A 25,373-nucleotide genomic window follows, 5' to 3' on the forward strand; every position below is an offset into this window, starting at 1 on the left:
CCCACCATGCGCGGCAATCCCGACGCCAGGCAAGGCGCCATCGCGTTGCACGGGTTCTATTTCCTGTATTACGGCCTGCAGGGCGTAAGCATTCCCTTCCTGCCCTTGTGGTTCGCCAGCCGGGGATTGGACCCGGCCCTGATCGGGCTGATCGTCGCCACATCGTTCCTGCCCAAGATCATGTCGACGCCGATCGTGGCGCACATCGCGGATCAGACGGGCCGGGCTCACGCACTGATCGCGTCGGCGCTCGCGGCGTCCCTGGTTCTTTTCGTGTGCTATCCGTTCAGCCACACTTCAGCCTGGCTGCTGGCCATCACGCTGTTGCTGAACGCGGTGTTCCCAGCCGTGCTGCCGCTGATGGACCGCATGGCCATCGCGAGCGGGCGCGGACAGGGCAATTCCTATACGGTGATGCGCGCCTGCGGCTCGCTGGGTTTTGCCACGGTGACGGTGGCGGGCGGCTATCTGATCAAGACGTTCGACGCGGATTGGGTGATGTGGCTGTCGATCCTGCTGATCGTCGCGTGCCTGGCCTGCGTGCGTCTGCTGCCGCGGGCGGCGCGGCCTGCGCCCCAGGAAGCGCAGGCCGACCGCGTCCGGTTGCCGATGCGAGAAGTACTGCGCGACCGCCCGTTGCTGCTGTGCATCGCCGCGGCCTCGCTGGTGCAGGCGAGCAACGGCTTCCTGTATTCCTATTCGACGCTGTACTGGACCGCGAGCGGCCTGTCGACGGCGATGATTTCGTTGTTGTGGGTGGTGGGCGTCGCTAGCGAGGTCCTGTTCTTCTTTTTGGCGCCACGCATCCTGGCGCGCACGGGTGCGCAGTGGCTGATCCTGGCCTCGGCCGTCATGACGGCAATCCGTTGGGCGGGCCTGTCCGCCACCACCGACCCCACGCTGATCGCGGGCTTGCAGTTGCTGCAGTGCTTCACCTTGGCCGGCAACAATGCGGCCATCATGTGGTACATCACGCGTCGCGCGCCCGCCGCCTGCAAGACTTCGGCAATCGCGCTGTACGCCATGCTGTCGGGCGGCGTGTTCATGTTCGCCAGCATCCAGCTAGGCGGCGCGCTGTACCGCAGCTACCCCCCGGGCGGCTTTCTGGTGATGGCGCTGTGTGCGGCCGCGGCCGCACCATTGGTGATGGTCTCGGAGAAACTGCGGCGGCGCGAGGCGAACTGAACGGGGCGATGGCGTTCAGCGCGTGCGCGGGGCGGCCAAAGCATCGCGAGATTCGCCGCTGACGCCTGAACCGCGCTTGAACGCTGCCGCGTGATGGCCAAACTTTTCCCGGTAGGCGGCCGGACTGGTCAGCACGATACGCCGGAAGTGCCGGCGCATGGACTCCTCGGAGCCAAATCCGGCCAGCTCGGCAATGCGGCCCACGGACAGACGCGCCCGCGATTCAAGCATTTCACGGGCCGCCGCCACCCGTTCGCGGATCAGCCATTCATAGGGGGCCATGCCGGTGGCCTCTTGGAATTGCCGTTGCAGCGTGCGCGGACTCATCGCGGCGCGGTCCGCGAGCGAGCGCAACGTATGCGGCGACGTGCAATGCTGCCGCATCCAGTCCATCAACTTGGCCAGGCGCCCGCTTTCGTCGGACGGCATGGGCCGCGGCACGAACTGCGCCTGCCCTCCTTCGCGGTGCGGCGCCACCACGAGCCGCTGCGCGACCCGATTGGCCACCGCGCCACCGTAGTCGCGTCGCACCAGGTGAAGCAACATATCCAGCCCGGCCGCGGAACCGGCCGACGTGATGATCTGTCCGTCATCCACATACAGCGCATCGGGTTGAACACGCACCTGCGGGTAACGCTGCTGCAGCTTGGCAGCGTATCGCCAGTGCGTGGTCACGGTTTTCCCGTCGAGCACGCCGGCGGCGGCCAGAACAAAAACGCCGGAACAGATCGAACAGAGCCTTGCCCCACGCTGATACGCCGCGCGAAGCTTCTTGAGCAATGGCGCGGGCGGCAATTCGTCGGCATCACGCCAACCGGGCACGACGATGGTGTCGGCACGATCAAGCAACTTGAGGGTGTAGGGCGCGGCAACGGTAATGCCGCCTGCGGCGCGTAGCGGGCCAGGCTCGCTGGCGCACACGGCGAAACGATACCAATCGACATCAAGCTCTGGACGCTCGAGCGCGAACAACTCGGTCACGCAGCCGAATTCGAAGGTACAGAGCCGGTCGTAAGCCAGCGCGACAACGAGGTGTTTGCTCATGGCGTAATGTTACCGGTAAATGTCATTTACGCCACTTATCGGCAAGGCGGCGCGACGCCAGAATGGGGCTTCTGGATCATGCTTCCAGATGCCTCTTTCCTCGAATCCTCCTTTTCAGAGTTCCGCCATGCCCACGACCAACGCCGTCACCGCCATCCCCGCCGCCGACAGCGCAACCGCCCTCGCCCACTTTCACGCATCGCTGCAATTCGAGACCGATTGCTCCGACGTGGCAGGCGCCCTCGCCTCGGGCACCCCGGGCTTCGTGCTGCTGGACGTGCGCAGCCCGGCGCTATTCGCCCAAAGCCATGTCCCGGGCGCGCTGAACCTGCCGCACGGCAAGATCGTCGAATCGAAGCTGGTCAACTATCCGGCCGACACGCTCTTTGTCACGTACTGCGCGGGTCCACACTGCAACGGAGCCACGCGAGGCGCATTGCGATTGGCGCAGTTGGGCCGTCCCGTGAAGGTGATGACTGGCGGCATCACCGGCTGGGTCGACGAAGGGTTGCCGCTTGAGGGCAGCGATGCGGGCCGGATTGAGGATGAGCGCAAAAGTGCCTGAGATGGGCGTTGAATTGTGGGTTGGCTGATGCTGGTGACTAACGGTGGCTGGTGCTGGTGCTGGTGCTGGTGCTGGTGGTCGGGCGGGGTTCTTGAGACGCCCGGCGCGGCGTGGGCCTGGGGCGGGCGGGGCTCCGATTGCGGTCCGGAGCCTTCGCTCCGGACTGCCCCATCCTCATCCTCGTTGCCGCCTCCGGCGGCTGCCTTCGGATTCCGTCGGGCGCATCTAAACGCCCCGCCCACCCCAGGCCCACGCCACACCGGGCTTTGCAGTTGAATCTTCTCGGGCGGCGGGGGGATTCGGGTTCTTGAGGTTCTTGCACACAGTTGGGTGGGAGAGAGAGATCTTGCGGGGCCCGCCCCCGGGCGGCCGCGCGGGCGGCCTTCGTGGGCTTACGCGGCGTCTTGCGTCGAGGTGATGACGCTTCGCGTGTGGCGGCTTCTTCTTCAAGGTGTCTGACACCCTGGTGAGATGCGCTTCATGCCAAGTTCACCTCCCAAGGGTGTCAGACACCGGCGGCAGCGACTACTGGCACATTCGTAAGCCTGATTCAGGTGGCCGACACCCAGGCAAGATCGCGACATACCAATTGCATTCAGGCGTGCAAGACACCATCAGCAATCACGCTTCGCGCATGGCTGCTTATGGTTCAGATATCAAGCGCCCATACTATCCGCTCGCCACTAATCGTCAGGTCAACTCCAGTGTCCGATGGGCGGCGCGCGTACAGGTCGGCAGGCTGACACTGTCCGTGGACGCGCGCCGCCCATCACCGCCCCCCCCGCGTTGGAGCGCCCATCAGCAAACCACCCTCCGCCAGCGCGCAAGCGCACACTGCCACGACGTCCCACGGCTCCGATGCCGATTGCCGCCGCCCGGGCGGCAGCAATTCGGCGGCCCCGCAGATCCCCTTCCCTGACCACAGGTCTTACAGCGCCACATACCAAAGACCCTCGCAGCACGGCGTCGCGGGCACCGTGGGTGCGAGCGCCGTCGATGCGCCCGAGGGAATCTGAAGGGAGCCGAAGGCGGACGAAGATGACGAAGGGGGGGGCCGCCTAGGCAAGTCCGGAGCGAAGGCTCCGGACCGCAATCGTGGGCGATCGTGCCCACGGTGACCGCGGCGTCGGGCGACCTACGAAGATCGTGCCCCCCGCGAAGATCCTGCCGCCTATGAAGTACCGACCACCTAAGAAAAACGCACCCCAGCCAAAGACAGCAAAGACACACAAAAAAAGGCCCTGCATCAGCAAGGCCTTCCATCCACCCAATCAGCAGCACCCAATCCGCTTCTTCCCCCCGTATCGCGCCTCCTGGCGCTCCCGGAAGAAATCCTCGTAGCTCATCGGCTCCTGCTCAGGATGCGTGCGCCGCATATGCTCGACATACGTCTCGTAATCCGGCACGCCGACCATCAGCCGGAGCGTTTGCCCCAGGTAACGGCCGGCTGCGCCGGCCGCCGAAGTCATGTTGCTGAACAGCATGCGGCTTCTCCTGGGTTGCGGTCAGTCGGCGCCGACGGCTGCGGGCAGCGCCTCGTACGGCGTTTCGCGGGACGTCGGCTTGTTTTCATTGCGGGCGCGCTGCACCGACTTCAAGCCGAACACCACGATGCTCACCACCACGAAGATGAAGATCGCGCACAGGCCTGCGTTGATGTAGTCGTTCATCACCACGCGCGACATCTCGCCCAGCGACTTCGCCGGTGCCAGCACCTTGCCTTCGGCGATCGCCGCGTTGTACTTGTCGGCGTGGGCCAGGAAGCTTACGCGCGGGTCCGAGTGGAACAGCTTTTGCAGACCGGCGGTCAGCGTGCAAGCCAGCAGCCAGAGCGTCGGCAGGACCGTCACCCACGCATAGCGGTCGCGCTTCATCTTGAACAGGACGACCGTACCCAGCGTCAGCGCAATCGCGGCCAGCATCTGGTTGGCGATGCCGAAGAGCGGCCACAGCGTGTTGATGCCGCCCAGCGGATCGACCACGCCCTGATACAGGAAGTAGCCCCACGCCGCCACGCACAGGCCCGTGGCGATCAGGTTGGCCGGCAGCGAATCCGTGCGCTTGAGCGACGGGGCGAACGTGCCCAGCAGATCCTGCAGCATGAAGCGGCCTGCACGGGTGCCGGCGTCCACGGCGGTCAGGATGAACAGCGCCTCGAACAGGATGGCGAAGTGATACCAGAACGCCATCATGCCCGGACCGCCCAGCGCCTGATGCAGAATATGGGCCATGCCCACAGCCAGCGTCGGGGCGCCGCCGGCGCGCGAGATGATCGTGCTTTCGCCCACGTCCTTGGCCGTCTGCACCAGATCGGCCGGCGTGATCATGAAGCCCCAGCTCGACACCACCTGCGCGACCTGCTCCGGCGTCGTGCCGATCACGGCCGCCGGACTGTTCATCGCGTAGTAGATGCCCGGTTCGATGACGCATGCCGCCACCAGCGCCATGATGGCCACGAAGGATTCCATCAGCATGCCGCCGTAACCGATGTAGCGGGCCTGGGTTTCATTTTCGATCAGCTTGGGCGTGGTGCCCGAGGAGATCAAGGCGTGAAAACCGGACACCGCACCGCAGGCGATGGTGATGAAAAGGAACGGGAACAGGTTGCCCGACCACACCGGACCGGTGCCATCGACGAACTGGGTCAGCGCGGGCATCTTCAGTTCGGGGGCCACGACCACGATGCCGATCGCCAGACCCACGATGGTGCCGATCTTCAGGAAGGTCGACAGGTAGTCACGGGGCGCCAGCAGCAGCCACACGGGCAGCACAGAGGCAATGAAGCCGTAGACGATCAGGATCCAGGTCAGGCCCTTGCCGTCGAAGTCGAACATCGGGCCGATGACCGGATGCGCGGCCACGTCCTGTCCGAACGTGATGGCCGCCATCAGGCCCAGGAAACCGATGATGGACACCTCGCCGATCTTGCCCGGGCGGATGTAGCGCAGGTAGACGCCCATGAAGAGCGCGATGGGAATCGTCGCGGCCACCGTGAAGGTGCCCCACGGCGAATGCGTCAGCGCCTTCACGACGATCAGCGCCAGCACGGCCAGGATGATGACCATGATCATGAACGCGCCGAACAGCGCGATCACGCCAGGGATCTTGCCCAATTCGGACTTGACCAGGTCGCCCAGCGAGCGGCCGTCGCGGCGGGTGGAGATGAAGAGGATCGTGAAGTCCTGCACCGCGCCGGCGAACACGACGCCGGCCAGGATCCACAGCATGCCGGGCAGATAGCCCATCTGCGCGGCCAGCACCGGTCCGACCAGGGGACCCGCGCCGGCGATGGCGGCAAAGTGGTGGCCGAACAGCACGTGCTTGTTGGTGGGCACGTAGTCCAGGCCGTCGTTGTACTTCCAGGCCGGGGTCATGCGCGTGGGGTCAAGCTGGAAGACCTTGCGCGCGATGAAGCGGCTGTAGTAACGGTAGGCGATGAGATAGACGCAGACGGCGGCGATCACCACCCATAGCGCGTTGATGGTCTCCCCTCTGGCCAGCGCCACGGTGCCCAGCGCAAACGCGCCCAGTACCGCAACCGCCAGCCAGACCAGGTGCTGACCCAGTCCCTTACTGCTGGTGTGCATAAGTGCTCCTCTTGCCTCCCGCCATGCTCTTGGCGTGAAACGCTTTTTTCGTCCCGCGGAAGGCAGACTCATTGTTGTGGGGTGGCGGACGCACGCGTCCACGCTTGCGTCCGGTCGACGCGGGCGCCAGTATTGCCGTGCCGCCAGCGGCCCAACAAGCGCGGAACTACGCAAGCGGGCTACGTGTTACTACGCGATGCGCCGCAGCAAATTTCCGTGGAAATCGTAAAATCCCCCGAACTTTCCGCGTTCCTGCCTCGGCGCCCCTCGGTTGATGCGTCGCAACAAAGCCGTGCCGGGCTGATACAAATCCTTATGAAGCTGCGTCTCAAAATCTTGCTGCTCGCGGCAGTGCCGCTGCTGGTGGCCGTCGCCGCCATCACGGTCGCCGTCTACGTGCAGGGACTGCAATTGGCGCAGCGCGAAAAGCAGGTGGTCGAAACCGCCTGGCTTGCCAGCAAGGAAGGCGAACTGCGCCACTACGTGAACCTGGCCTACAGCGCTATCGCGCCGCTGCAGGCCGCGGGCGACGACGCCGCCACGCGCCAGCGCGCGCTTGAACTCCTGGCGCAGATGGAGTTCGGGCACGACGGCTACTTCTTCGTCTACGACCTGAACGGCAGGAATCTGATGCATCCGCGGCAGCCGGAACTGGTCGGGCAAGACCTCTGGAACCTGCGGGACACCCAGGGTCAGCCGGTCATCCAGAACCTGTTGACGGCAGCGCGGCGCGGCGGACAGCAGGGCGAGGTGGTGCATTACCTCTGGGAAAAGCCGTCCACCACCCAGACCGTCGAAAAGCTGGGCTATGTCGTGGTGCTGGAGCGCTGGGGCTGGATGCTGGGCACGGGCATCTATCTGGATGACGTGCAGCATGCGCTAGTGCGGATCGACGCCGCGGCGCAGGCCAATATCCGGGACATGTTTGCGTGGGTGGCGGGCATCGCCGCCGTGTCGATCCTGGGGGTGGCGGCTTGCGGCCTGGCGCTCAACATCAGCGACCATCGCCAGTCCGACGCCAAGCTGCGCCTGATGGCCCGCCAGATCGTGCGTTCGCAGGAAGACGAGCGCGCGCGCCTGTCGCGCGAGCTGCACGACGGCATCAGCCAGGTGCTGGTGTCGGTCAAGCTGTCGCTGGAGGCCGCCCGCGAACGCCTGCGGCAGTCGCACCCGGACGATCCCCGCGTGCTTGCGCACATCGACACGCCGCTGGGCGGCGCGCTGGACCGGCTGAACACGGCGGTCGGCGAAGTCCGCCGCATCTCGCACAACCTGCGCCCCACCCTGCTGGACGACATGGGCCTGCCCGCGGCGCTGGAGCACCTGGGCCGGGAATTCGCCATCCGCGCCGAGGATGGCGCGCCGCCGCTGACCGTGGACCTGCATACCGTCGGGCAGCCGGTGAAGCTGCCCGACGCCTACGCGACCGCGCTGTTTCGCGTGACGCAAGAGGCGCTGACCAACGTGATACGGCACGCGGGAGCCACGCGCGCGGACCTGACGCTGGCGTACTCGGCGCGCGACCTGCGCCTGACCATCAGCGACGACGGCTGCGGCTTTGACGATGCCGCCGTCCAGCAGGACCCCCATCGCGGCATCGGCCTGCGCAACATGCGCGAACGCATGAGCGCGCTGTCCGGCACCCTGACCTTTCATTCCACCGCGCAAGGCACGACCTTGCAGGCCTGGCTTCCCCTGCCGCCCGCCGGCTCCCCGCTTTCGACCCCACGCCAAGCATGATCGACAAATCCGACGCTATCCGCCTGCTGCTGATCGACGACCATCCCCTGGTGCGAGACGGCCTGCGCCTGCGCCTGGAAACCGTGCCGCAGCTGCGGGTGGTGGGCGAAGCGGGCAACGCCGCCGCCGCCCAGGCCTTCCTGGCCGCCTGCATGGCCGAAGACCCGCAGGGCGGCACCCTGCCCCATCTGGCGCTGATGGACCTGAACATGCCCGGGGTCGGCGGCCTGGAATTGACGGCGTTCCTGCACGAGCGCTATCCGCAGATTGCGGTGCTGGTGCTGTCCATGCACGACAACCCCGAATACATGGTGCAGGCCGTGAAGGCCGGCGCCCGCGGCTACCTGCTCAAGGACGAACCGGCGCAGGAGATCATCGCCGCCATCGATGCCGTCATGGCCGGCCGCAGCTACTTCAGCGCCGCGGCGGCGGTGCGGCTGTCGCAAGCCAGCGCGCTGGCGACGCTGCTCACGCAACGCGAGCGCGACGTGCTGCGGCACATCGCGGACGGCCATGCCAACAAGCAGATCGCCCTGATGCTGGGCTTGTCCGTACGCACGGTCGAAACGCACCGCCTGAATATCAAGCGCAAGCTGGGCATCGACGGCCAGGCCGAACTCATCAAGTACGCAGTGGAAAACCGAGGCGTCTGAATGCCGCAAATACCCCCACGCGCCGCGGGCAAGTGCGCATTCCGACTTGGCCGCTGAGGTAGACTTGCGGCACGAACGCATCCCCGATGCCGCCCTGCATCAACCACGCATCACCGCGCGCCAGAGGGCGCGCCGCCAGGAGTCCCCATGTCATTGGAAAAGCACTACACCGCCATTCTCGAAGCACTAGGGGAAGATCCGTCCCGCGAGGGGCTGGCCGACACGCCCGCCCGCGCGGCCAAGGCCATGCGTCACCTGTGCCGGGGCTACGACCAGAACCTGGAAGAGATCGTCAACGGCGCCTTGTTCACCTCGGACACGCGCGAAATCGTCCTGGTCAAGAACATCGAGCTGTACTCGCTGTGCGAACACCACATGCTGCCCTTCATCGGCAAGGCGCACGTCGCCTACCTGCCGGCCGGCAAGGTCCTGGGCCTGTCCAAGGTCGCGCGCATCGTCGAAATGTATGCGCGCCGCCTGCAGATCCAGGAAAACCTCAGCCGCCAGGTGGCTGAAGCCGTGCAAAGCGTCACCGGCGCGGCCGGCGTGGCCGTCGTCATCGAGGCCCAGCACATGTGCATGATGATGCGCGGCGTCGAAAAGCAGAATTCGTCCATGATTACCTCGGTGATGCTGGGCGAGTTCCATGAAAACCCGTCCACGCGTGCGGAGTTTCTCAGCCTGATTCGCTGAACGGCGATCTCATCCTTTTGGCGCATATCGCGGGCCCGCCCGCTGCGACGACGATGCCCATTCGGGCATTGCCGGCGCAGCCGGCGGGCCCGGCCGCTTTTGGCTCCTACTGATCCGGACATCTGGCCCTAGCGTTCTGGTCCCATCCGGGCAAACTGGCACCAGCAAGCCGGTCGCGCCGGGGCGCGGCCGTTCTCTCCCGGAGATCTCCATGAACGCGATATACCGCCTGATTCGCCGCTGCACCCTGGCCGGCCTGGCCGCCGCGCTACTGGCTGCGCCCGCCTACGCGCAGACCAAACTCGTGGTGGGCTATCAGCTCATCGTCGGGCCTTTCCTGTCCTCGATCGCGGACGGCAGTTTCGACAAGGCCCTCAAGGAGGCCGGCTACCAGGTGGACTGGCGCCAGTTCACCTCGGGCGGCGACATCTCGACCGCGCTGGCCTCGGGCAACGTGCCGGTGGGCGTGCTGGGTTCCACGGGCATCACCTCGGCCGCCACGCGCGGCGTGGACATGCAGCTCTTCTGGATCCTGGACAACATCGGCAAATCCGAAGCGCTGGTGGCGCGCAACGGTTCCGGTATCAACAGCACGGCCGACCTGAAAGGCAAGCGTGTCGCCACGCCGTTCGTGTCGACGTCGCACTTTCACCTGCTGGTCGGGCTTGAGCAGGTCTGGAAGGTGCCGCCCCGCGACGTGCGCATCCTGAACATGCAGCCGCCGCAGATCGTGGCCGCCTGGCAGCGTGGCGACATCGACGCCGCCTACGTGTGGCCGCCCGCCCTGACCGAGATCGCAAAGACCGGCAAGATCATCGCCGACTCCGAACAGATCGGCGCGGCCAGCGTGCCGACGTTCGACGGCATCGTCGTGGACAAGGCCTGGGCGCAGAAGAATCCGAAGTTCATGGCTGCCTTTACCGGCGTGCTGGCCAAGTCGTATGCCGACTACCGTGCCAACAGCGCCAAGTGGACGGCCGACTCGCCGCAGGTCAAGGGCATCGTCAAGCTCATCGGCGGCAAGCCGGAAGACATCGTCGAGGCGCTGGGCCTTCTGGTGTTCCCGACCGTGGAAGAGCAGGCGTCCAAGACCTGGCTCGGCGGCGGCAAGGACTCGGGCGCGGCGCGCGCCTTCGCGGCCAGCGCTAAGTTCCTGAAGGACCAGAAGCAGATCGACAAGGCGCTGGACGACTACAGTCCGTTCGTCACCGACCAGTACGCGAAGGCGGCGGCCAAGTAATCACCCCGCCCGGCCGGCGCCACCCCGGCGCCGGCTGCCGCGACAGGGCGGACCCGGCAGCCGCCGGCCCGGCCACAACGACCAGGGGGAGCAGCATGACCATGCAGCAGTCCACATCCGCCGCGCAGCGCCTGTGCGCCGAAGGCGTCAGCGTCACCTACCCCGGCCTGCACGACAGCGGCCCGGTGATCGCGCTGCACGACGTCAACCTGACCATCCAGCCGGGCGAATTCGTCGTCGCACTCGGCGCGTCGGGCTGCGGCAAGACCACCTTGCTCAGCCTGCTGGCGGGATTCCTGTCGCCGACCGAGGGCGAGATCACGCTGGGGGGCAAGCCCATCGTCGGCCCGGGCGCAGACCGCGGCGTGGTGTTCCAGAAGCACGCACTGCTGCCCTGGCTGAACGTGCTGGAAAACACCGAATTTGGCCTGAAGCTGCAAGGCGTGGACAAGGAAACCCGCCGCGCCCGCGCCCGCCGAAACCTGGAACTGGTGGGCCTGCAGGACTTTCACCGCCACATGATCTACCAACTGTCGGGCGGCATGCAGCAGCGCGTGGGGATTGCGCGCGCGCTGACCTGCAACCCCGCCATGCTGCTGATGGACGAGCCCATGGCCGCGCTGGACGCGCTGACCCGGGAAACCATCCAGGAACTGCTGCTGGACATCTGGCGGCAGACCAACAAGATGTTTTTCTTCATCACCCACAGCGTGGAAGAAGCGCTCTTCCTGGGATCGCGGCTGATCGTCATGTCGCCGCGCCCGGGCCGGATCACGCACACGTTCGAGCCGGCGTTCAACCGGCGCTACCTGGAGACCCGCGATGGCCGTGGCATCAAATCCAGTCCCGACTTCATCGCCATGCGCGAACAAGTCCTCGGCATCATCTACGGGGACGAGCGCGCCGCCGCCCCGCACGCCCTCCATGCCTAAGCGGCGCACCGGCCACACGCCCGCCGCGCCGGGCAAGGTCTACGGGGCGCCGGGCGCAGGCTACAGCGGGCACATCAGTCTCCTGACCAGCCTGGCGCTGCTCGCGCTGTGGTTCCTGGTGACCAGCGCAGGCTGGGTGCGGCCGCTGTTCCTGCCCTCGCCCATCGCCGTGTACGACAAGTTCGTCTTTGCCATGACCGAGGGCGTGGCCAACTCCACGCTGACCGAGCATGCGCTCGCCAGCCTGTGCCGCGTGTTCGGCGCGTTCTTCCTGGCCTGCGTCACCGCGATCCCGGTCGGCATCCTGATGGGCGTGAACCGGTACGCGCGCGGCGTCTTCGATCCGCCCATCGAGTTCTACCGACCGCTGCCGCCGCTGGCTTACCTGCCGCTCATCATCATCTGGTTCGGCATCGGCGAGTTTCCGAAGATCCTCTTGATCTACCTTGCGATCTTCGCGCCCATGGCGATCGCCGCGCGAGCCGGTGTGCGCTCGGTGTCCATCGAACAGATTCACGCGGCCTACGCCATGGGCGGGACCAGCCGCCAGATCGTCTGGCACGTGATCCTGAAGGCGGCGATGCCCGAGATCTTTACCGGCATGCGCATCGGCATCGGGGTGGGCTGGACGACGCTGGTGGCCGCCGAGATGGTGGCGGCCGACCGGGGCCTGGGCTTCATGGTGCTGAACGCCGCGCAGTTCCTGGCCAGCGACACGGTCATCATGGGCATCATCGTCATCGGCCTTTTCGCATTCGCATTCGACCTGCTGGTGCGCTACCTTGAACGCTTCGCCATCCCGTGGAAGGGACGCATCTGACAGGGCAATCCCGCATTCCTTCCCCCATCCGGCTCCTTTATTCTGAGACTCGGACCCACCGGGCGCCGCAGCGCCGCGCCCGGCCGTGCCGAGAGTCAAAAGGAGCCAGCCATGTCCAGCCAGGCCTCGATGCTCAAGCCTGTGTTGTGGGAACGCCTGTTCGAAAAAGCCAGCGCGCCCAACCTCAGCCTGCAGGGGCGCGTGCGCCAGATGCTGGTGTCGGCGATCCTCAGCGGCCACCTGCCGCCCGGCATGCCCGTGCCGTCCAGCCGCTACCTGGCCGACCAGTTGCGCATCGCGCGCAACACCGTCGTGTTTGCGTACCAGCAGCTGGTGTGCGAAGGCTATCTGGTCTCGCGCGAACGCAGCGGCCATTTCGTCAGCGATACCGTCATGGAGGGCCACTCGGGCCCCGCCGCCGACGCCACGCCCGCGCAACCCGCCCATGCCGGCGGCGTGCGCTGGGACGAACGCCTGCGTTTTCGCCCCACGCGGCAGCGCAACATCACCAAGCCGCGTGATTGGCAGAAGCAGCCCTATCCTTTTGTCTACGGGCAGTTCGACCAGGACCTTTTCCCCACCGCCGAATGGCGCGAGTGCTGCATCAAGGCGCTGTCGGTGCTGGACATCCGTAGTTGGGCGCCGGACCTCATCACGCACGACGACCCTGCGCTCATCGAACAGATCCGCACGCAGGTGCTGCCGCGCCGCGGCGTGTGGGCGGACGCCGAAGAGATCGTCATCACGGTTGGCGCGCAGCACGCGCTTTATCTGCTTGCCGACCTGCTGGTGAACGAAGACACGGTGGTCGGCATGGAAGACCCAGGCTATCCGGACGCGCGCAATATCTTTGCCAGCCACACCCGCCACCTGCTGCCGCTGCCCGTGGACGAACAGGGTCTGCGCACCGGCACGCAGCTACTGGGATGCGACTACCTGTTCGTCACGCCCGGCCATCAGTGCCCCACCACCGTCACGCTGTCGATGGAGCGTCGCGCGGCCCTCCTGGCGCTGGCGCGGCAGGCCGACAGCCTCATCATCGAAGACGACTTCGAAAGCGAAAGCCGCTGGGGCGAAGGCGCGATCCCCGCGTTAAAGAGCCTGGACCGCGACGGGCGTGTGATCTATGTGGGAAGCCTTGCCAAATCGTTCGCGCCGGGGTTGCGCATCGGCTACATCGTCGCGCCGCGCGAGCTGGCGGCCGAGCTGCGCGCGCTGCGCCGCCTGATGCTGCGCCACCCGTCGGCGTATATCCAGCGCGCGTTCTCGCTGTTCATCTCGCTGGGGCACCACCATTCGCTGCTGCGGCGCCAGTCGCAGGCTTACCAGAAGCGTGGGGCCGAGCTGGCGCAGGCGCTGGCGCGGCACCTGCCGGACTTCACGGTCATCCCCATCACCGGATCGTCGTCGTGCTGGCTGCAGGGACCTCCGTGGCTCAATGCCGTGGCGCTGTCCGAAGCCGCGCTGGCCGAAGGCGTGGTGGTCGAGCCGGGCGACGTGTTCTTCATGGACGGCGCAAACGCGCCCCGCAACTTCCTGCGCGTGGGGTTCACGTCGATCCGTCCCGAACACATCGAGCCGGGCATCGCCCGGCTGGCCAAGGTGGTCGACGCACAGCGCCGCGCGGCGCAGGACGTGGTGCTTGACGGTGTGTGACGCCTTCACACCGTTAGAGCAGTTCGTCGCGCAGGTAGTACCACCGGTACAACAACCCCTGTCCGATGCGGCGGAACGGCGCGAACAGGTGGCCTGGCAACGGCGTGTCGTAGATCGGCAGGTTCCAGGCAATGCCGTCCTTGCCCATCATGCGTTGCGCCAGCCGCCTGCCGGCGTGGGCCGAGAAGGCCACGCCATTGCCGCCGTAGCCGAAGGCGTAATACACCTGCTGCGCGGGATCGGGTTGTGTCACGCGCGGCATCATGTCGTGGCTGACGTCGACCCAGCCCCACCACGAGTAGGCCACGTCCACGCCGCGCAGCGCAGGGAATTTGCGCGCCAGGCCTTCGCGCAGCAGCGCCAGGTGCCGGGGGTTCTCGGCGTCCGCGCCGCGCAGCGCGCTACGGCTGCCGATCTGCATGCGGCCGTCGGGCAGCAGGCGGTAGTAAAAGCGCAGCGTGCGCGTGTCGGTGATGAACACCGTGCTCTTCAGTCCCGCCGCCTCGCGTTCGGCCGGCGAGAGCTCGCGCGTGACCATGGAGTTGGACAGCACCGGCATGATGCGATTGTCCAGCAGCCGGTTGACGCCCTGCGCGGTGTAGCCGCCGGTGGCGAACGCCACGCGGCGGGCGCGCACCGTGCCGCCGGGGGTCTGCAGCCGGTACACGCCGTTTTCCACGCGCCAGCCCAGCACGGGGCTGGACGGATGGATGCGCACGCCCAGCGCCCGCGCCTGCCGCAGATAGCCGTAAGCAAGCTTGAGCGGGTGCACGCCGACACCATCGGGCTCGTGCATGGCGCCCACGGCCTCGCGATCGTCCACGTAGCGTTCGCGCAATTCGGCGCGGCTAAGCATCTTCGTGTCGTAGCCAAAGACGTCGCGCATCACGCGCGCTTCGTTCTGCAGGAAGGCCATCTTTTTCTGGCGATGCGCCGTGTACAGATGCCCGCCGGGTTGCGCATCGCAATCCACCTGCGCCACCAGGCTCTTCCAGTACTCGAATCCTTCGCGAATCTCGGCATCCAGGCGCTTGGCGGTGTCCAGTCCCCAGCGTTCGATCCACTGCGAGCGGTACAAGCGTCCGGACGCGTTCTGGCCCTGTCCGCCATTGCGGCTGGTGCAGCCCCAGACCGCGCGGTTGGCTTCCAGCACGACCGCCTTCACGCCGAAATCGCGCGCCAGCGCCAGCGCGGCCGACAGTCCTGTGAAGCCCGAGCCGACGATCACCACGTCGGCGTCCACGTCGCCGTTGATGGGACCATCGTCCTCGGGCGGGGCGCCGGCCGTGGCCACCCAGTAGGTCGGCGCATAGTCCTGGCCCTGGCCGGGCGGGGACACCAACGGATCGTAGGCCGGGTTGTAGGCGTTGAGGGCGGCGCCGAACGCGGGCGCCGGGCGGGAAATTCCGGCCGACATTTGCGTATCCATGACGGAATCTAGGCCTTTGCCGGCAAGGCCGGACGCTGCTTGCGAAAGGCGTTCTTCACCTGGATCTTGCCGTCCTTGAAGGTGAACACGTCGACCATGTCGGCCTCCACCCGCGAGCCGTCCGCCGCCGTGCCGCAAAACGTGGACTCGGACACGCCGCGGTCGCCGGCCACCCAGTGCCGTCCGTTCTCCCATTGCGCGTCCGGAAAGTTCTTCCAGGCCGCGGCAAAGGCCGCGCGCACCGCCTCCGGACCCGCGTGACGGCTGCCGTATTGCTCCGGGCCGCCCACGGTCTCGAACACGCAGTCTTCGCTCATGAACGACATCAAGGCGTCGATATCGTGCCGGTTCCAGGCGGCCGCAAACTCGGCCAGCATTTCCACGGTGACGGACTTTTGCATTGCCTACCCTCCTTCTCTGGCGCGGCGCGAGATGCGTCCACGCTGAACCATCAAGGTACGTGCGGGCCATGCACGGGGGTAGGACCAGACCCGGGGAATCGCTTGCACCAGAACTAGCGCAGCGGCTCGGCCCACGACGGTTCCGGCGCGCCGTCGGCGCCAGGCAGCGCCGCCCCGTCCAGCCGCGCCGCGATCGCCGGCATGTCCGTGACGCCGCGCATGCCGATCACCACCAGCGACGGCTCGCGCTGCCCAGCCGGCAGGCGCGCCTGCGTGTCAAAGCGCACGCGCCGTCCCGCAAACTGCACCAGCACCCAGCCATGCCGGCCGGTGCACACCCACCCCTTGGCCCGCAGCACGTGGCGCGGCAGCTGCTTCAGTCGCTCGGCCAGCATGTCGGCATCGACAAGCGCGGGTGCGCGCCACAGCCAGCTGTGGAACGGATGGTCGGGATCGGGCGGCGCATCGCGCCGGTTGTTGTGTCCGGTGCCGACGGCGTCGCCGTGGCCGCAATCAGCGGTGGCGGTCTGCCCCTCGCCGTGTCCGCAGGCGTGGGCCTCGTCATCCGCGTGCCTGGCCGCCGCCGCGCCATCCCCGCCCCCAAGCAGCCGCAGGTCCAACTTTCCCTCGCGCGTCTGCACCGCAGGCGCCCCGCCGCTCGCCTCGCGCAGCCAGTCATGCACCGCCGCCAGATCAGCCGGCGCCGCCAGGTCCGTCTTGTTCAGCACCAGCAGATCGGCCGCGCGCAACTGCCGCAGCACCGTGTCGGCCAGCAGCGGATCGGCCGCCACGTCGCGGATCGCGCCTGCATCGGCCAGCACCACCACGGCTTCCAGCTGCAACAGGGGATCGGCCATGCCGACCTGCGCAATGCGTCCCGGGTCGGACACGCCGCTCGCCTCGATGACGATCCACTCGGGCAACGGATCAAGCGCCAGCACACGGGCGAGCGCATCGTCCAGTCCGCCTGCCATCGAGCAGCAGACGCAGCCATTGGAAAGCCGGATGACGTTGTCGGCGCGCCCTGCGACGAGGCTGGCGTCGATGTCCACCGGACCGAAGTCGTTGACCAGCACTGCCGCGCGGCGCGGACTGGCGGTCAGCACATGATTGAGCAAGGTGGTCTTTCCCGCGCCCAGGAAGCCGCCGACCACCGTCAACGGAATGCGCGCCATGTCACGCCTCCAGCGGCAGCGGACGCCCGCCGATGACCGTGCCCAGCACCTTCAGGTCCTTCAGCGACTGCGGCGCGGCGGCGGACGGGTCGTCGGCAAGCACGCAGAAGTCCGCGTATTTGCCGACTTCGATGGAACCGACCAGATGATCCATGTGCAAGGTGTACGCCGCGCCCAGCGTGATGGCATGCAGGGCCGCGTCGACGCCGATGCGCTCGGACTCGCCCAGCACGCGGCCCGAGGCCGTCTGCCGGTTCACGGCGCACCAGGCCGTAAAGAGCGGCCCGAGAGGCGTGATGGGCGCGTCGGAATGGATGGCGTAGGGCACGCCCGCCCGCGCCGCCGACGCGCAAGCGTCCATGCGGTTGGCGCGGTCCGGGCCCATCGTCAGCGCGTAGTGGGCATCGCCCCAGTAGTAGATGTGGTTGGCAAAGAGATTCACGCACATGCCCAGGCTGGCCATCTGCCGGAACTGGGCCGCGTCGGCCATCTGGCAGTGCTGCAGCGTGTGGCGGTGGTCGCGCTGCGGGGTGCGACGAAGCGCGCGGTCCACGGCCTCGATGGCCAGCTGCGTGGCCTCGTCGCCGTTGGTGTGGATGTGCAGTTGCGCGCCGGCGTCGTGATAAGTCTGCACCATCGCGTCCAGCTCCGACGGCGCGATGACCCAGATGCCGTTGGGCGCGCCGTTGTAATAGCCGGGCCAGCGCACCCGCGCCGTAAAACCCTGAATGGATCCGTCCACCACAAGCTTGACCATGCCCAGATGCAGCTTGGCGTGGTTCAGGCGACGGGCCGCCGCCAGCTTTTCCAGGCAGCCGGCCGCGTTGCCCGCGTAGGTCAGCGCCGACGCTGCGGGCACGATGCGCACGGGATAGCCGGATTCCGCCGTCACCCGCGCCAACGTCGCCAATCCTTCGTCGTTCAGCTCGTTGACCAGGTCCGTCGCGGTGGTCACGCCCGCCCACTGCGCCACCTTGCCGAACATCCGCAGCCCTTCTTCGGTCAGCCCCACCGTGCGGAACGGGCTGCCGATCAGCCGCATGACGGGAAACATGGCCGCAAACTCGCAGAGTTCGCCGCTGGGCCGCCCGTCCGCCAGCCGGGTCACGCCTTCGATATCGGTATCGCGGTCGATGCCGGCGCGCGCCAACATGGGCGAATTGACGTTCATCAGGTGCATGCTGGCGTGCATCACGACAACGGGGCGCTCGGCCGACACCGCATCCAGGTCATGGATGCTCATGCGGTCGCCGCCAAAGAAGATGGGGTCGAAGCCCCAGCCGATCAGCGTCTCGCCCTGTGCGAGCGACCGCTCGGCATCGCGCAGCCGGGCCGCCACGTCCGCAAAGCTTTTCAGGCCCGGCCACAGCTTGCCGTCAGGGCCGCGCCGGTCATAAAAGCCCACGTAGACGAACTTCCACATGCCGCCCTCGGGCAGATGGCAATGGCCTTCGACCAGGCCCGGCATCAGCACGCTGTCCGCGTACCGGTCGTCGACCTGCGCCGGCCCCCAGCCGGCAAGATCCTCCCGCGTTCCCACGCCCAGGATGCGGCCATCGCGCACGGCCACGTGGGTCGCGCGCGGCTGCGCGGGGTTCATGGTGAGGATGGTTCGCGCGACGTAGAAGGTCGTGGCGCCGGAAGGCTGGTTCATCGGGATTCCTTGTCAGTCGGGAAATATCGGCACGCGCGCATCAGCCCTGCAACGGCGACACCGTCACGCCGCCGCGCGTCTCCACGAAATGGCAGGCCACGTGATGCGCCGGGGCAACCTCGCGCAAGGCGGGTTCCCGGGTCGAGCACAGCGCCTGCGCGGCTGGACAGCGGCCCGCGAAGCGGCAGCCCGGCGGCGGGTTGACCGGGCTGGGCGGATCGCCGGACAGCTTGACCCGCCGCGCCGCCGTCTCGCGCCCGCCCTTCACGGTGGGCACGGCGGACATCAGCGCCACGCTGTACGGATGCAGCGGCCGCGAGAAAAACGCGCGCCGCGAGGCCCGTTCGATGATCTTGCCCAGATACATGACGGCGATGTCGTCGCACACGTGCTCCACCACCGCCATGTCGTGCGAGATGAAGAGAAACGATTGCCCCTGCTCGCGCTGGATCCGGCGCAGCAGGTTCAGGATCTGCGCGCGGATGGCGATATCCAGCGCGGACACGGGCTCGTCGCAGACGATCAGGTCCGGCGCACTGGCCAGCGCCCGCGCGATGTTCAGCCGCTGGCGCTGCCCGCCCGAGAACTGGTGCGGAAACAGCTGGCGCTGTTCGGGCCGCAGGCCCACCAGTTCGAACATCAACGCCACACGCGCCTCGCGCCCGCCCGGCGGTTCGATCCCCATCAGGTCCAGCGGCGTGCGCACGATGTCCTCGGCGCGCTGGCGCGGGTTGAGCGACGAGTACGGATCCTGGAACACAAGCTGCAACCGCCGCCGCATGCGCCGCAGCGCCGCGCCGCGCATCGCGGTCAGGTCGTTGCCGTCGAAATGGATGCTGCCGCCCGTGGGGTCCGCCAGGCGCAGCACCGACAGCGCCGTGGTGGTCTTGCCCGAACCGGACTCGCCCACGATGGCCAGCGTGCGGCCGCGCTCAAGCTCGAACGACACGCCGTCCACCGCCCGCACGACCACCGGCTTGCCATCGCGCCCGCGCCCGCCCACCGGAAAATGCACAGACAGGTCTCGCACGGACAGCAGGGACGACGCGTGCGACGGGCTCATTGCGATGCCTCCGGAAAAAGCCAACAGGACACGCCCTGGCCGCCGTCCAGCAGCATCATGGGCGGAAACTCGCGGCTGCACCGCGCCATCGCGTGCTTGCAGCGGTCAACGAAGGGGCAGCCGGCGCCCCGCTCCCAGACCGAGGGCACCACGCCAGGAATTTCAGGCAGATCGGGCCGGTCGTCGCCGGGCTCCCGATCCAGTTCCGGCAGGCAGGCAATCAGGCCCTGCGTGTACGGATGGCGAGGCTGGGCCAGGATCTGGCCGACGCTGCCCTGCTCCACCACGCGCCCGCCATACATCACCACCACGCGATCCGCCATTTCAGACACCGCGCCCATGTCGTGCGTGATCAGCAGCACGGCTGTGCCGCGGCGCGCCTGCTGCTCGCGCAACAGGTCGAAGATCTGCGCCTGCACCGTCACGTCAAGCGCGGTCGTGGGCTCGTCGGCGATGAGCACGTCCGGGTCGCAGGCCAGCGCAATGGCAATCATGACCCGCTGCCGCATGCCGCCGGACAGCTGGTGCGGATAGTCGTCCACGCGGCGCTCGGGCAGCGGGATGCCCACGGACTTGAGCATCTCGATGGCGCGCTCGCGCGCCTGGCGCTTGGAAAGGCCCTGGTGCTGGCGCAGCGGCTCGCCGATCTGATCGCCCACGGTGTAGACCGGATTGAGCGCGGTCATGGGCTCCTGGAAGATCATCGAGATGTTGTTGCCGCGAACCCGGCGCATGGCCTCGTCGTCGTGCAAGGCTAGGTCCGCGCCGCGCAGGCGCACGTGGCCCGCGCCGATGCGAGCCAGCGGCGGGATGAGGCGCATGATCGCCAGCGCCGTCATGCTCTTGCCGCAGCCGGACTCGCCGACCAGGCACAGCGTTTCGCCGGGATGCAGGTCAAAGCTCACGTCGCTCAGCACTTCGGCCGCGCGGCCGCGCGTGCGAAATTCCAGGCTCAGGCCGTCCACTTGCAGCACGGGAGTCAGGTCGGCCGCGTTCATGCCCGGCCCCGCGACGTCGGATTGAGCGCGTCGTTCAAGCCATCGCCGATCAGGCTGACGGCCAGCACGGTCAGGAAGATGGCCGCGCCCGGCAAGGTCACCGCCCACCATGCGGTCAGGATGTAGGGCCGGTTGCTGCCGATCATCAGGCCCCAGCTCATCACGTTGGGATCGCCCAGGCCCAGGAACGACAACCCTGCCTCGAACAGGATCGCCGTGCCGATGGCCAGCGTGGCCGACACGATCAGCGGCGCCAGCGCATTGGGCAGGATGACGCGCCAGATGATGCGCGCGTCGCCCGCGCCGATCACGCGCTCGGCCAGCACGTATTCGCGGCGCTTTAACCGCAGGAACTCGCCGCGGGCCAGCCGCGCGGTTCCCGTCCAGCTGACCACGCCGATCGCGACCGCGATGGTGGCCAGCGACGGGCTGAAGAGGGTCACCAGCACCATCGCAAAGAGCAAGGTGGGCAGCACCTGGAAGAATTCCGTGATGCGCATGAGGGTTTCGTCGACCCAGCCGCCGTAATAGCCCGCCAGCGCGCCCACGGTGATGCCGATCGCCATGGACAGCACCGCCGCCACCACGCCCACCAGCAGGGTTGCACGGCCGCCGTAGATCATGCCGGTCAGCACGTCGCGGCCCAGGTAGTCGGACCCCAGCAGCAGTTCGCCACCGGGCGGTTCCATCGGCGCGGCGGCGATCTCGAAGGGATCGGCCTGCATCATCATCGGACCGAAGATCGTGACCGCCAGGATCGCCGCCAGCAGCAGCACGCCAGCCAGCGCGCTGGGGTTACGCGCGAACACGCGCAGCGCCTCGTAGGACGGCCGGGGCGGCGGTTTGGGACGGGCGTCGGCGCGGGCCTGCCCGGGCAGCGCGATGGGTGCGGGTCTCATGATGTCTTGATCCGGGGATCGATCAGGCGGTACGCCAGATCGGTAAGCTGGTTCATCACCACGACCAGCAACGAGGCAAATAGCAGGATGCCCAGCAGCGTCGGATAGTCGCGGCGCAGCACGGAATCGAAGGCCAGGCGTCCCAGCCCCGGCCAATTGAAGACGGTCTCCACAAGAATTGCCCCGGCCAGCACGTTGCCGAACTGCAGCCCCAGCATGGTCACCACCGGCAGCACGCCGTTGCGCAGCGCGTGCTTGTACAGCACCGTGTTCTCCGGCAGGCCTTTGGCGCGCGCGGTGCGGATGTAGTCGGCCGACAGCGCGTCCATGACACTGGCGCGCGCCAGCCGGCTGTATTGCGCCAGGTACACGAAGGCCAGCGTGAACGCCGGCAGCACCAGGTGATGCAGCACGTCCAGCACGCCCGCCCAACCGTCCTGCGGTCCGCCCGCCGTGCGCATGTCGGACACCGGAAAAATCGGCAGCACCGAGCCGAACAGGATGATGAGGATGATGCCGGTCCAGAACACCGGCGCCGAATAGCCCACGACCGACAGCAGCGTGATGCCCTGCGACAGCAGGCCGTTGGGCTTTCTGGCGGCCAACGTGCCCAGCAGCGTGCCCGTCAGGAACGCCACGGTCACCGACGTCACCACCAGCAGCAGCGTGGCCGGCACGCGCTCCCAGATCAATTGGGCGACCGGCACGTTAAAGAAATAGGAATACCCCAGGTCGCCGCGCACGACCTGGCCCAGATAGATGCCAAGCTGCGCGAGAAACGGTTTGTCCAGCCCGTACTGCGCGCGCAGCTGGGCGCGCAGGTCTTCGCTGATGCCGCCCATGGACCCCGCGATGGTCTCCACGGGGTCGCCCGGCGAAATGTGGATGAGCAGGAAGTTCAGCGTCACCACGGCCAGCAGCAGGATCGCGGCGTAGGCCAGGCGGCGCGAGAGATATCGCAGCATGACGGCTCCCGCTACTGCACGGAGGTTTCATCCAGCGGCGACAGAAGTCCCCATATGCCGGACGGCAGGCCCTGCACCTTCTTGGACGAGAGCGTGTGGTACGGAATGACGGTCAGGAAGTCGATGGGCACGTCCTCGGTGACCAAGCGCTGGAACTCCGCGTACAGCGCGCGGCGCTTGTCCGCGTCGGTCTCGGTGCCCGCCTGCTCCAGCAGCGCATCGACCTTCGGATTCTTGTAGGACTGCGTGTTGGTCCAGATGATGTCGCGGATGTTGGACGACATGTATGTGCGGTGCACGCCGATGACCGGATCGCCCCAGTTGAAGACGATGTCGGTGGTCATGTCGAAATCCTTGCCGGCGATGCGCTTGGCCCATGTCGGAAAGTCCGGCGACGCGCGCACCTGCACGTTGATGCCCACCTTCTTCAACTGGCTGCGCAGGTACTCGGCGACGTTCTTGCCCTGCACGTCGCTGCCCGGCATGTAGTCCACCGTGAGCGTCATGCGCTCGCCCTTGCCATCCTTCTTGAACCCGGCCTCGTCCAGCAGCTGTTCGGCGCGCTTGAGGTCCAGCGGATACTTCTTCACGTCGTCGCTGGCAAAGGGGCTGGTGCCCACGATCGGACCATGCGCCGGCGCGGCAAAGCCCGCATTCAGCGCCTTCGTGATGAAGCCCTTGTCCGTCGCGTAGGCGATGGCCTGGCGCACCCGCACGTCGTCCAGCGGCTTGCGCGCCGTGTTGAACGCCAGCCAGCTGAGCGCGCCGATGCCTTCATAGCCCTTGCTCGTCATGACGATGGACGGATTGTCCTTGGCGCGCCGCAGGATGGTCGGCTCGGTCATGAACGGCAGCGCGCCGATGTCGCCGCGCTCCAGCCCGATCAGCAGATTGGTGGCGTCGGGGTTGATCTTGACCACCACGCGGTCCAGCAGCGGCTTGCCCTTCAAGAAGAATTTGTCGAAGCGTTCCAGCACGATCTCCTGTCCCGGCTTGAACTCCTTGAAGATGAACGGGCCCGAACCCACCACGTTCGCCGAGTTGCGCGGGTGCGTTTTCAGGTCCTGGCCATCGCCGTAGATGTGCTTGGGCAGCACCGGCATCAGCGCCGGCGACAGCGCCAGCAGGATTGCCGGATGCGGCTTGCTCATGCGCAGCACGGCGGTGCGCGCGTCGGGCGTGTCCACGCTTTCGACGGGTGCGAACATCGTCTGGAAGGGATGGTTCTGTTTGACCGCCATGATCGAGAACGCCACGTCCTCGGACGTCACGGGTTTGCCGTCATGAAAGACCGCGTCACCACGCAGGTGCAGCGTCAGCGACTTGCCGTCCGGCGCCAGTTCCCACGACTCAGCCAGGTAGGGTTGCGGCTTCCAGTCGGCGTCGTAGCGCAGGGGGCTGGCAAAGAGCTGCGCGCTGGGCAGCGCGGTGGCCGTTCCCGATTGGACCGCGCCGTTCAGGTGCCGTGGCACCTGCGTGGATCCGATGACCAGCGTGCCGCCGGCCTTGGGCGTGTCCGCCGCCGCGGCGCTCCCCGCCATTGCAAACACCGACAGAATCGTGGCCAGGCCTAGTCTTGCGCTGCGCATGTGCTACCCCTTTGATGTTGTGGCATGAACCATTCATGGATGGCTTGCGGTCTAGCGTAGTCATCCGCCGGATGCACGCTTAGTACCAAACCGCCAGACTTGGTGGTGCCAGGCTTGCCTGCGGTCACCGGCCCATGGCGTGCGCGTGCAGCGCCGCGACGGCGCAACTGTTCACGCGCGCTTCCATGGAATCTGACCGGCTCGTCAACAGCACCGGCACCCGCGTGCCGAGCACCAGGCCCGCCGCGCCGGCGCCCGCCAGCCACGTGAGCTCCTTGTAGAGCATGTTGCCGGCCTCGATGTCGGGCACCAGCAGAATGTCGGCGTCGCCCGCCACGCGCGACACGATGCCTTTCTGGTCCGCGGCCTCGCGCGAGATGGCGTTGTCGAAGGCCAGCGGCCCGTCGATGTCGCCGCCCCGGATCTGCTGGCGGTCAGCCATCTTGGACAGCGCGGCCGCATCCAGCGTGGCCGGCATCGCCGGGTTGACTGATTCGGTGGCGCACAGCACCGCAACCTTGGGCCGTTCCACGCCGAGGGCGCGCGCCAGATCAATGGCGTTCTGCGCGATGTCCGCCTTTTCCTGCAAGGTGGGCGCGATGTTGACCGCCGCGTCGGTCAGGATCAGCAGCTTCGGGTAGGCCGCCACCGCCATCACGAAGGCGTGGCTGATGCGCCGGCCCGTGCGCAGGCCCGATTCGCGCGTCACCACCGCCGACATGAAGTGATCGGTGTGCAGGCTGCCCTTCATCAGCATGCGAACCGCGCCGTCACGCGCCAGCGCCGCGGCCGCGCGTGCGGCCGCAAGCTCATCGTCTGGCGTGTCGACGATCTCCATGGAACCCGCGCGTATGCCTTCCTGCGCCATCAGCGTGGCCATGCGGTCCGCGGGCCCGACCAGCACGGGCTCGATGTAGCCTGCCTCGCTCGCCTCTACGGCGGCGCGCAGGCTGACGGGGCACAGCGGATACGCCACCGCGGTGCGCAGCCGCCCCGCCGCCAGCGCGGCAACGCGCAGCGGCTCGAACAAACGGTCGAATGCCATGTCTTCGCTCCTGCCGCGGCCGCGCGTGCGGCGGCCGGGT

The 25,373-nt window shown here is 67.3% G+C and carries 22 protein-coding genes; 9 read left to right on the plus strand and 13 right to left on the minus strand.

The features are described 5' to 3' along the window. Positions 1–6: 6 nt before the first annotated feature. Complete coding sequence (locus HV786_RS18295; RefSeq protein ID WP_128828214.1) at positions 7–1,185, plus strand: MFS transporter; 1,179 nt, start codon at positions 7–9, stop codon at positions 1,183–1,185. Positions 1,186–1,200: 15 nt separating this feature from the next. Here HV786_RS18295 and ftrA read toward each other — a convergent pair whose 3' ends face one another. Beyond that, a complete protein-coding gene (gene ftrA / locus HV786_RS18300; RefSeq protein ID WP_128828213.1) occupies positions 1,201–2,229 on the minus strand; it encodes a transcriptional regulator FtrA in 1,029 nt (342 codons plus the stop codon). A 127-nt stretch (positions 2,230–2,356) separates the two neighbouring features. Between ftrA and HV786_RS18305 the strand changes: the two genes are divergently transcribed. Further along, positions 2,357–2,794 (plus strand): rhodanese-like domain-containing protein, encoded by a 438-nt coding sequence (locus HV786_RS18305; protein WP_128828212.1) that lies wholly within the window; start codon positions 2,357–2,359, stop codon positions 2,792–2,794. 1,271 nt (positions 2,795–4,065) lie between these two features. On the opposite strand, the gene HV786_RS18310 is transcribed toward HV786_RS18305, so the two are convergent. Together HV786_RS18310 and HV786_RS18315 are read right to left on the minus strand one after the other, a co-directional pair. Continuing rightward, complete coding sequence (locus HV786_RS18310; RefSeq protein ID WP_105238611.1) at positions 4,066–4,278, minus strand: YbdD/YjiX family protein; 213 nt, start codon at positions 4,276–4,278, stop codon at positions 4,066–4,068. Positions 4,279–4,299: 21 nt separating this feature from the next. Next, positions 4,300–6,381, minus strand: a complete 2,082-nt coding sequence (locus HV786_RS18315; RefSeq protein ID WP_128828211.1) for a carbon starvation CstA family protein — start codon at positions 6,379–6,381, stop codon at positions 4,300–4,302. Positions 6,382–6,696: 315 nt separating this feature from the next. On the opposite strand from HV786_RS18315, the gene HV786_RS18320 reads away from it, so the two are divergent. From HV786_RS18320 to pdxR, 7 genes are all read left to right on the plus strand, one after another. Continuing rightward, on the plus strand, positions 6,697–8,121 hold the full coding sequence (locus HV786_RS18320; RefSeq protein WP_128828210.1) for a cache domain-containing protein: 1,425 nt from the start codon (positions 6,697–6,699) through the stop codon (positions 8,119–8,121). Further along, on the plus strand, positions 8,118–8,774 hold the full coding sequence (locus HV786_RS18325; protein WP_128828209.1) for a response regulator: 657 nt from the start codon (positions 8,118–8,120) through the stop codon (positions 8,772–8,774). The genes HV786_RS18320 and HV786_RS18325 overlap by 4 nt, the downstream gene beginning before the upstream one ends. A gap of 147 nt (positions 8,775–8,921) precedes the next feature. Then, positions 8,922–9,467, plus strand: coding sequence for a GTP cyclohydrolase I FolE (gene folE, locus HV786_RS18330; RefSeq protein ID WP_128828208.1), 546 nt, complete (start codon positions 8,922–8,924; stop codon positions 9,465–9,467). A 211-nt stretch (positions 9,468–9,678) separates the two neighbouring features. Beyond that, complete coding sequence (tauA, locus tag HV786_RS18335; RefSeq protein ID WP_128828207.1) at positions 9,679–10,707, plus strand: taurine ABC transporter substrate-binding protein; 1,029 nt, start codon at positions 9,679–9,681, stop codon at positions 10,705–10,707. Between the two features lie 95 nt (positions 10,708–10,802). Beyond that, positions 10,803–11,639 carry a taurine ABC transporter ATP-binding protein gene (locus tag HV786_RS18340; protein WP_128828196.1) on the plus strand — a complete coding sequence of 279 codons (837 nt, stop codon included), beginning with the start codon at positions 10,803–10,805 and terminating at the stop codon, positions 11,637–11,639. Then, the gene (locus HV786_RS18345; protein WP_128828195.1) at positions 11,632–12,459 is read left to right on the plus strand and encodes an ABC transporter permease subunit; all 828 of its coding nucleotides are present in this window, start codon (positions 11,632–11,634) and stop codon (positions 12,457–12,459) included. Before HV786_RS18340 ends, HV786_RS18345 begins: the two co-directional genes overlap by 8 nt. 111 nt (positions 12,460–12,570) lie before the next feature. Beyond that, positions 12,571–14,115: a MocR-like pyridoxine biosynthesis transcription factor PdxR gene (gene pdxR, locus HV786_RS18350; RefSeq protein WP_128828194.1), complete on the plus strand. Its 1,545-nt coding sequence runs from the start codon at positions 12,571–12,573 to the stop codon at positions 14,113–14,115. 13 nt (positions 14,116–14,128) lie between these two features. Here pdxR and HV786_RS18355 read toward each other — a convergent pair whose 3' ends face one another. The 10 genes from HV786_RS18355 to HV786_RS18400 form a co-directional block, all read right to left on the minus strand. Then, entirely contained in the window at positions 14,129–15,544 is a 1,416-nt protein-coding gene (locus HV786_RS18355) for an NAD(P)/FAD-dependent oxidoreductase (RefSeq protein WP_128828193.1), read from the minus strand. An 8-nt stretch (positions 15,545–15,552) separates the two neighbouring features. Beyond that, positions 15,553–15,945, minus strand: coding sequence for a nuclear transport factor 2 family protein (locus HV786_RS18360; RefSeq protein WP_128828192.1), 393 nt, complete (start codon positions 15,943–15,945; stop codon positions 15,553–15,555). A 113-nt stretch (positions 15,946–16,058) separates the two neighbouring features. After that, positions 16,059–17,120, minus strand: a complete 1,062-nt coding sequence (locus HV786_RS18365) for a CobW family GTP-binding protein (protein ID WP_175211484.1) — start codon at positions 17,118–17,120, stop codon at positions 16,059–16,061. A 1-nt stretch (position 17,121) separates the two neighbouring features. Next, positions 17,122–18,774, minus strand: a complete 1,653-nt coding sequence (locus HV786_RS18370; RefSeq protein WP_128828190.1) for an amidohydrolase — start codon at positions 18,772–18,774, stop codon at positions 17,122–17,124. A gap of 40 nt (positions 18,775–18,814) precedes the next feature. Continuing rightward, the gene (locus HV786_RS18375; RefSeq protein WP_062841336.1) at positions 18,815–19,837 is read right to left on the minus strand and encodes an ABC transporter ATP-binding protein; all 1,023 of its coding nucleotides are present in this window, start codon (positions 19,835–19,837) and stop codon (positions 18,815–18,817) included. Further along, a complete protein-coding gene (locus tag HV786_RS18380; protein WP_128828189.1) occupies positions 19,834–20,835 on the minus strand; it encodes an ABC transporter ATP-binding protein in 1,002 nt (333 codons plus the stop codon). The genes HV786_RS18375 and HV786_RS18380 overlap by 4 nt, the downstream gene beginning before the upstream one ends. Next, positions 20,832–21,734, minus strand: a complete 903-nt coding sequence (locus HV786_RS18385; protein ID WP_062841338.1) for an ABC transporter permease — start codon at positions 21,732–21,734, stop codon at positions 20,832–20,834. The genes HV786_RS18380 and HV786_RS18385 overlap by 4 nt, the downstream gene beginning before the upstream one ends. Continuing rightward, positions 21,731–22,699: an ABC transporter permease gene (locus HV786_RS18390; protein ID WP_128828188.1), complete on the minus strand. Its 969-nt coding sequence runs from the start codon at positions 22,697–22,699 to the stop codon at positions 21,731–21,733. The genes HV786_RS18385 and HV786_RS18390 overlap by 4 nt, the downstream gene beginning before the upstream one ends. Before the next feature lie 11 nt (positions 22,700–22,710). After that, the gene (locus HV786_RS18395) at positions 22,711–24,288 is read right to left on the minus strand and encodes an ABC transporter substrate-binding protein (protein ID WP_128828187.1); all 1,578 of its coding nucleotides are present in this window, start codon (positions 24,286–24,288) and stop codon (positions 22,711–22,713) included. 124 nt (positions 24,289–24,412) lie between these two features. Further along, entirely contained in the window at positions 24,413–25,333 is a 921-nt protein-coding gene (locus HV786_RS18400) for a bifunctional enoyl-CoA hydratase/phosphate acetyltransferase (protein ID WP_175211486.1), read from the minus strand. Positions 25,334–25,373: the final 40 nt, after the last annotated feature.

The sequence above is a fragment of the Achromobacter mucicolens genome, from assembly GCF_902859725.1.
GTDB classification, from domain to species: Bacteria; Pseudomonadota; Gammaproteobacteria; order Burkholderiales; family Burkholderiaceae_B; genus Achromobacter; species Achromobacter mucicolens.

What these genes read in the sequence shown, in the direction of transcription:
- HV786_RS18295 (WP_128828214.1), top strand. Translation starts at nt 7, where the DNA reads ATGCGCGGCAATCCCGACGCCAGGCAAGGCGCCATCGCGTTGCACGGG.
- ftrA (WP_128828213.1), bottom strand. Translation starts at nt 2,229, where the DNA reads ATGAGCAAACACCTCGTTGTCGCGCTGGCTTACGACCGGCTCTGTACC.
- HV786_RS18305 (WP_128828212.1), top strand. Translation starts at nt 2,357, where the DNA reads ATGCCCACGACCAACGCCGTCACCGCCATCCCCGCCGCCGACAGCGCA.
- HV786_RS18310 (WP_105238611.1), bottom strand. Translation starts at nt 4,278, where the DNA reads ATGCTGTTCAGCAACATGACTTCGGCGGCCGGCGCAGCCGGCCGTTAC.
- HV786_RS18315 (WP_128828211.1), bottom strand. Translation starts at nt 6,381, where the DNA reads ATGCACACCAGCAGTAAGGGACTGGGTCAGCACCTGGTCTGGCTGGCG.
- HV786_RS18320 (WP_128828210.1), top strand. Translation starts at nt 6,697, where the DNA reads ATGAAGCTGCGTCTCAAAATCTTGCTGCTCGCGGCAGTGCCGCTGCTG.
- HV786_RS18325 (WP_128828209.1), top strand. Translation starts at nt 8,118, where the DNA reads ATGATCGACAAATCCGACGCTATCCGCCTGCTGCTGATCGACGACCAT.
- folE (WP_128828208.1), top strand. Translation starts at nt 8,922, where the DNA reads ATGTCATTGGAAAAGCACTACACCGCCATTCTCGAAGCACTAGGGGAA.
- tauA (WP_128828207.1), top strand. Translation starts at nt 9,679, where the DNA reads ATGAACGCGATATACCGCCTGATTCGCCGCTGCACCCTGGCCGGCCTG.
- HV786_RS18340 (WP_128828196.1), top strand. Translation starts at nt 10,803, where the DNA reads ATGACCATGCAGCAGTCCACATCCGCCGCGCAGCGCCTGTGCGCCGAA.
- HV786_RS18345 (WP_128828195.1), top strand. Translation starts at nt 11,632, where the DNA reads ATGCCTAAGCGGCGCACCGGCCACACGCCCGCCGCGCCGGGCAAGGTC.
- pdxR (WP_128828194.1), top strand. Translation starts at nt 12,571, where the DNA reads ATGTCCAGCCAGGCCTCGATGCTCAAGCCTGTGTTGTGGGAACGCCTG.
- HV786_RS18355 (WP_128828193.1), bottom strand. Translation starts at nt 15,544, where the DNA reads ATGGATACGCAAATGTCGGCCGGAATTTCCCGCCCGGCGCCCGCGTTC.
- HV786_RS18360 (WP_128828192.1), bottom strand. Translation starts at nt 15,945, where the DNA reads ATGCAAAAGTCCGTCACCGTGGAAATGCTGGCCGAGTTTGCGGCCGCC.
- HV786_RS18365 (WP_175211484.1), bottom strand. Translation starts at nt 17,120, where the DNA reads ATGGCGCGCATTCCGTTGACGGTGGTCGGCGGCTTCCTGGGCGCGGGA.
- HV786_RS18370 (WP_128828190.1), bottom strand. Translation starts at nt 18,774, where the DNA reads ATGAACCAGCCTTCCGGCGCCACGACCTTCTACGTCGCGCGAACCATC.
- HV786_RS18375 (WP_062841336.1), bottom strand. Translation starts at nt 19,837, where the DNA reads ATGAGCCCGTCGCACGCGTCGTCCCTGCTGTCCGTGCGAGACCTGTCT.
- HV786_RS18380 (WP_128828189.1), bottom strand. Translation starts at nt 20,835, where the DNA reads ATGAACGCGGCCGACCTGACTCCCGTGCTGCAAGTGGACGGCCTGAGC.
- HV786_RS18385 (WP_062841338.1), bottom strand. Translation starts at nt 21,734, where the DNA reads ATGAGACCCGCACCCATCGCGCTGCCCGGGCAGGCCCGCGCCGACGCC.
- HV786_RS18390 (WP_128828188.1), bottom strand. Translation starts at nt 22,699, where the DNA reads ATGCTGCGATATCTCTCGCGCCGCCTGGCCTACGCCGCGATCCTGCTG.
- HV786_RS18395 (WP_128828187.1), bottom strand. Translation starts at nt 24,288, where the DNA reads ATGCGCAGCGCAAGACTAGGCCTGGCCACGATTCTGTCGGTGTTTGCA.
- HV786_RS18400 (WP_175211486.1), bottom strand. Translation starts at nt 25,333, where the DNA reads ATGGCATTCGACCGTTTGTTCGAGCCGCTGCGCGTTGCCGCGCTGGCG.